The sequence below is a fragment of the Streptomyces sp. NH27 genome (assembly GCF_056859195.1).
The window spans coordinates 1-5,103 of the sequence record NZ_JACEGK010000550.1 but is presented as its reverse complement, the minus strand read 5'-3'; the positions used below and the strand labels follow the sequence as shown (position 1 = coordinate 5,103).

Annotated in this window: 5 protein-coding genes; 4 read left to right on the top strand and 1 reads right to left on the bottom strand. The window is 71.0% G+C overall.

The genetic code is table 11. The features are described from left to right. The first annotated feature begins 171 nt into the window (after nt 1-171). From AC13HU_RS31660 to AC13HU_RS31645, 4 genes are all read left to right on the top strand, one after another. On the top strand, nt 172-687 hold the full coding sequence (locus AC13HU_RS31660; RefSeq protein WP_483045416.1) for a WD40 repeat domain-containing protein: 516 nt from the start codon (nt 172-174) through the stop codon (nt 685-687). Nucleotides 688-1,088: 401 nt separating this feature from the next. Then, nucleotides 1,089-1,979 (top strand): alpha/beta hydrolase, encoded by an 891-nt coding sequence (locus AC13HU_RS31655; RefSeq protein WP_483045415.1) that lies wholly within the window; start codon nt 1,089-1,091, stop codon nt 1,977-1,979. A gap of 32 nt (nt 1,980-2,011) precedes the next feature. Then, nucleotides 2,012-2,470 carry a nuclear transport factor 2 family protein gene (locus tag AC13HU_RS31650; protein WP_483045414.1) on the top strand — a complete coding sequence of 153 codons (459 nt, stop codon included), beginning with the start codon at nt 2,012-2,014 and terminating at the stop codon, nt 2,468-2,470. Nucleotides 2,471-2,532: 62 nt separating this feature from the next. Next, nucleotides 2,533-3,927, top strand: coding sequence for an MFS transporter (locus AC13HU_RS31645; RefSeq protein WP_483045413.1), 1,395 nt, complete (start codon nt 2,533-2,535; stop codon nt 3,925-3,927). Here AC13HU_RS31645 and AC13HU_RS31640 read toward each other — a convergent pair. After that, nucleotides 3,875-4,777 carry a LysR family transcriptional regulator gene (locus tag AC13HU_RS31640; protein ID WP_483045412.1) on the bottom strand — a complete coding sequence of 301 codons (903 nt, stop codon included), beginning with the start codon at nt 4,775-4,777 and terminating at the stop codon, nt 3,875-3,877. The genes AC13HU_RS31645 and AC13HU_RS31640 overlap by 53 nt on opposite strands. Nucleotides 4,778-5,103 lie beyond the last annotated feature (326 nt).

Here is a 5,103-nt window from a genome sequence, read left to right as displayed (position 1 = left end):
CTCTTAGGCTAGCTTGATTCGTGAGCATGACAAGTACGTCTCGACGGCTTCCCGGCGAACTCACCCGTCACCTGCTTCCGCTCGTGGCACCGGCCGATCCGGGCGTCCGGCGCACCGTGGGATGCCACGACAGGGGAGGCGCTTCCGGCCTTGGAGGGGCACGATGACATCGTGCGCGCCGTGGCCGTCCTGCCGGTCCGCGACGGTTCCGCGGTGATCGCGTCCGGCGACGTGATGGGAGCGATCCGTCTCTGGGACGCCGTATCCGGGCTGCCCATCGGTGACCCGGTGGACGCACATGACGACATCGTCTACTTCCTGAAGGCTGTCCGGCTCCCGGACGGCAGGACCGCCCTGGTATCCGCTGACCGTCTCGGCGTGATGCGGTGGCGGGATGCCGAGACGTGGCAACAGATCGGCCCGCAGGCCGAACTCGGGGAGGAGAATATTTCCTCCCTCGACGTGGCGGCCTTCGACGGACGGGTGAGCGTGTTCACCGCCGGAGGGGACCGCCGAGTTCGCGAGTGGGATGCCGCAACGGGCGGAATGACATCGGTGCTGCGGCAGGGCAACAAAGTTGCGAGCCTGGCGAAGCGGGACGGGACGCTCATCCTCGCGTCGGCTGACCTGACCGACATCGTCATCAGCACTACGGCGACGCCAAGTCCGCTGCAGTCGGACAGCTGACTCATCGACTGGCTCCGTCCGGCGCGTCGACGACGATCTTTGCGGCGAGCCCGCCAGGTAGGACCTTCCCCCCGAGTGGTGGACGCCTCTGACCCGGACTCCGGTGGGGGCCGGGGAAAGAGGAGTCACCGGCACGGCCGGTCCGACCGGCCCCCGGAGTGACGACGGCCGGTCGCCGCAGGAAACCGCCGGTCAGCGTCCCCGGTCGTGGACGAGGGCCGGCGTCCCGTGTTCGCCCGGCCTCGCTGACGAGTGTCCGCTGCCCGACCGGCAGGCCGTCGTCGAACAGTCGGTGTTTAGTCCTGCTCAACCTGGCTTTAAACATGGGGCGTTGTTCGAGGGGCTGCCGGCTGCCAGCGTAATGACCTGTCGTTCGTCACCCTCTTCCAAGGAGTTCTGTCGTGCCCGTGCGTGAACAAGTGACCTTCGCCGGCGATGTGGGCAAGCTCGCCGGCCATCTCTTTCTGCCCGATGCCGCCGAGGCCGGCCCGGTGCCGGGCGTCGTGGTCGCCGGGACCTGGACATCCGTCAAGGAGCAGATGGCCGACCGGTACGCCGAGGAGCTGGCCCGGCGCGGCTTCGCCGCCCTGTCCTTCGACTTCACCGGATACGGGGAGTCGGACGGTGAGCCGCGCGACTACGAGTCGCCGGCGCTGAAGCTCCGCGACCTGCGTGCGGCAGCCGACTTCATGGCAGACCGACCGGCGGTGGGTGACGGAGACCTGGGCGTGCTGGGCGTGTGCGCCGGTGCGATGTACGCGAGCGCCTTCGCCGCCGAGGACTCCCGCGTGCGGTCGCTTGCGCTGGTGGCGCCGTGGCTGCACGACCGCCGTATCTGCGAGGAGAACTACGGCGGCCCGGAGGGCATCGCGGCGAAGAAGGCTGCGGCGGTCGCGGCCCGGAGCCGGTACGAGGAGACCGGGCAGGTCGTCTATGTGCCGGTGGTCAGCGGCAGCGACCCGGACGCGGCCATGCCCTTTGACATCGACTTCTATCTCAACCCGCAGCGCGGCGGGATTCCGCGGTGGCCCAACCGGTACGCCGTCATGGCCTGGCAGGAGTGGCTGGACTTCGACGCCGTCGCGATCGCGCCGCTGGTGACGGCCCCGACGCTGCTGGTGCACAGCGAGAACGCCGCGATCCCGGACGGCGCCCGCCGCTTCCACGCCGGTCTCGCCGGACCCGGGGAAATCCTGTGGACCGAGGGCGCCCAGTTCGACTTCTACGACCAGTCGCCGCAGGTCGGCCTCGCCGCCGACGCGGCGGCCGAGCACTTCGCCCGCACGCTGTGAACGCCCCCGCCATCAACAGGAGGTCACCTGCCATGTCCGAGTCCATCGAATCCAAGTACGCAGTCGCCGAGACCTGTACCCGGATGGCCGTGCACGCGGATCGCCGTGAATGGGACCTGCTGCGCGGTCTGTTCGCCGACAAGGTGCTGCTCGACTACACCAGCCTGGCCGGCGGCGAGCCGGCCCAGCTCACCCCGAAGGAGATCGTCGACGCCTGGGCCGCGACGCTCGGCGGCTACGACGCCACCCAGCACCTGATCGCCAATCAGCTCGTCCACATCGACGGCGACCGCGCCGTCTGTACCGCCTCCTTCCAGGCCACGCACCGCCTGGCCACCGCCCACGGATCGCCGCTGTGGACGCTCGGCGGCGCATACCGGTGGGAGTTGGCCCGCACCGGAGACCGATGGCTCATCGACACCGTCGTGATGACCGCGGCCTGGGGCGACGGCAACAACGATCTGTCCGTGCAGGCGGCGGGTCGACGATGACCACGTCCGCTGCCACGTCGTCGGCGACCTCGTCACCGTCCGCCGCTCGGGGCGGATCGCCCATGGTGCTCGGGGCCGCGCTGCTGGGCTTCTTCCTGATCTCCCTGGACGCGTTGATCGTCACGGTCGCGCTGCCCGACATCGGCCACAGCCTCGGAGGAGGCATGTCGGGCCTGCAGTGGGTGGTGGACGGCTACACCCTGATGTTCGCCGCCCTGATGCTGTCCGCGGGCGCGCTGTCCGACCGGATCGGGGCACGCCGGGCGTTCGGCGGCGGGCTGATCCTTTTCGCGCTGGCCTCGGCGGCCTGCGGGGTCGCGCCCGGGCTCGGCATGCTGGTGGCCGCACGGCTGGTGCAGGGCGCGGCGGCGGCGGTGATGATGCCGGCGTCGCTGGCGCTGGTCCGGCAGGGCTTTCCCGATCAGGCCGAACGGGCGCGGGCGATCGCGATATGGACCGTGGGCGGCGCGGTCGCGGTGGCGGCCGGACCGGTGGTCGGCGGGGCGCTGACCGCCTCGGTCGGGTGGCGGTGGATCTTCTTCGTCAATCTGCCGGCCGGTCTGCTGGCGCTGGCCCTGCTCACCCGCGTACCCGTCTCACCACGCCTGCCGGCGCGGCTGGACGCGGTCGGACAGGTGACGGCGGTGATGGCGATGGGCGGGCTGACCTACGGCGTGATCGAGGGCGGTGCCGAGGGCTTCGGCCATCCGCTCGTGGTGGCGTCGCTGCTGGTGGCCGTGGCGGCGGCCGCCGCCTTCCTCCTCGCGCAGGCCAGAGGTGCGCATCCGATGCTGCCGCTGCCGCTGTTCCGGACGCGAGTGGTGGCGGTGTCCTTGGTGGTGGGCTTCATGCTCAACGCCGCCTACTACGGCGGGGTGTTCGTCTTCAGCCTGTATCTGCAGCAGGAGCGGGGGCAGTCGGCGCTGCAGGCGGGAGTGCTGTTCATACCGATGACGGCGCTGGTCGCGGTGGTGAACCTGGCCTCGGCGCGGCTGGCGGCCAGGTTCGGGCCGCGGGTGCCGATAGTCGCCGGGCAACTGGTCGGGACGGCCGGGCTGCTGGCGCTGCTGACGATCGGCGGCAGCACCAACGTGTGGGTGGTTGCGCTGCTGATGGTGCCGGTCGGGCTCGGCGGCGCGCTGGCGGTGCCGGCGCTCACCGCGATGCTGCTCGACGCCGTACCCGCGGATCGGGCAGGCACCGCGGGCGCGGTGCTCAATACCGCCCGGCAGGTCGGCGGGGCCATCGCCGTGGCCGTGTACGGCGCGCTGCTGGCGGGCGCGGACACGTTCCTGGCCGGCATGCACTGGAGCGTGCTGCTCGCGGCGGCCGGGCTCGTGGCGACGGCGGCCGCGACGCTGACGCTGCCACGAGTCGGGCACGGGGGCGCGGGGGCGTCAGCGGTCACGCGGGCGGGCCGGCAGGCCGCGGAGCGAGATCGACTACGGTCCGGATGAGAGCCCGCAGGCCAGGCGACACGCCCACGTCCCGCCACATCAGGGCGTAGTCGATGGGAGGCGCATCGTTGAAGGGGACGCACACAATGTCGGGCCGGCCGTGGTACCGCTCCGCCATGACGCTGGCTACCGTGGCGCCCCGTCCCGCCCCGACCAGGGAGAGTATTCCTTCCCAGTCGGATGCGGTCGGGCCGTGCTCGATGCGCCGTCCCTGGGGTGTGCGGCGCGGGAAGTATGCCTCGCGCCACGGTCGGGACACACCGGTTGCCGTGATCAGCGGAAGACGGGCGAGGTCCTCCAGCGACACCGTCTCCCGTTGCGCGAGGGGGTGAGTGGCGGGCACCAGGAGGGCGCGGCGCTGACTGAACAGGACCGGGCCCACCGTGAGACCGGGCCCCTCGGCAGGCAGTTCCGCGATCACCAGGTCGACGTCCTTGTCCCACAGTGCCGCGAACACGGCGTTGTACGTAGCATTCCGAAGCTCCACGGCACAGCGCGGATGACAGCGCGAGAACTCATCCGCGGCCCGCACGAGGAGACTCCCGGACCACGGGGCGGTGAAGCCGACGCGTAGCACACCGCTGATCTCCTCGCACGCCGCCGTCGCATCGGCCACGGCCTGCTGGATCTGCTGGTACGCGGGCAGCAGGTCGGCACGGAGCTGTTGTCCGACTGGCGTGAGGGCGACGCGACGGCTGCTGCGGTCGAACAACGAGCCGCCGATGCGCCGCTCCAGTGCCTTGATCGTCTGGCTGACCCGGCCGGGCGAGACGTGCAGACGCTCGGCGGTCCGCGCGAAGTGCAGTTCCTCGGCCAGGGCCAGAAAGGTCTCGATCTCGTGCCGCTCCACCGTGCTCCCTCACCAGCAGGGCCGCGATGTGCCCTCTGCCGCCCAGCCGTCGTTGCTTTCCGGACCGTGGCGTGGCCCCGGCCGACAATAGGCCGCGTCGGCCGGTCCGGTCCAGCAAGACGGGAGTGGCCCCAGGCGTGAGACGCGGTCGAGGGTGGTGCTGTGCTGCGGTTGGAGTTGGTGCGGTTCAGGACGTGCTCGGGTGGGGGAGCGAGTTACCGGAAGCCTCGAATCGAGGTGCTCGCTGTGGGAGGAGGTGCGGGGGCAGAGGGCTTGGTCCTCGCTGCGTGAGCAGGGCCCGTAATTCGGTGGCGGGGGTGGTGGGG

What these genes read in the sequence shown, in the direction of transcription:
- AC13HU_RS31650 (WP_483045414.1), top strand. Translation starts at nt 2,012, where the DNA reads ATGTCCGAGTCCATCGAATCCAAGTACGCAGTCGCCGAGACCTGTACC.
- AC13HU_RS31645 (WP_483045413.1), top strand. Translation starts at nt 2,533, where the DNA reads ATGGTGCTCGGGGCCGCGCTGCTGGGCTTCTTCCTGATCTCCCTGGAC.